1 protein-coding gene is annotated in these 343 nt (G+C 65.0%); it reads left to right on the plus strand.

Annotated elements, in window-relative coordinates; genetic code table 11:
* Positions 1–199 (plus strand): YadA C-terminal domain-containing protein (locus tag PXJ20_RS33040; protein WP_421057528.1); only part of this gene is annotated, 199 nt, incomplete at its 5' end.
* Positions 200–343: the final 144 nt, after the last annotated feature.

The raw sequence follows: 343 nt of genomic DNA on the forward strand, positions 1-343 counted from the left end.
TACCGCGCTTTCGATGATCCCGGACGTCGATGCAGGCAAGTCCATCGCAGTCGGGGTGGGCGGCGCGAGCTTCCAGGGCTATGGCGCAGTCGCCCTGGGCTTCACGGCACGCATCACCAACAACCTGAAGCTGCGCGGTGGGGTGGGCTCGAGCAGCGCCGGGTACTCGTTCGGCGGCGGCATCAGTTACCAGTGGTAAGCGCAGGTCCGGCGGCGGCACAGCGGGCGTGCCGCTGCCGGGCAAACAACAACGACAGCGGGAGCAATAGAGATGATATCGAGAATGGCGGTAACGCTTGTTGCAACGGCAGTGCTCGCAGCATGTTCAAGCTCGCAGGGGCCC

It is taken from the genome of Paraburkholderia sp. A1RI_3L (assembly GCF_048957895.1).
Classification (GTDB): domain Bacteria; phylum Pseudomonadota; class Gammaproteobacteria; order Burkholderiales; family Burkholderiaceae; genus Paraburkholderia; species Paraburkholderia kururiensis.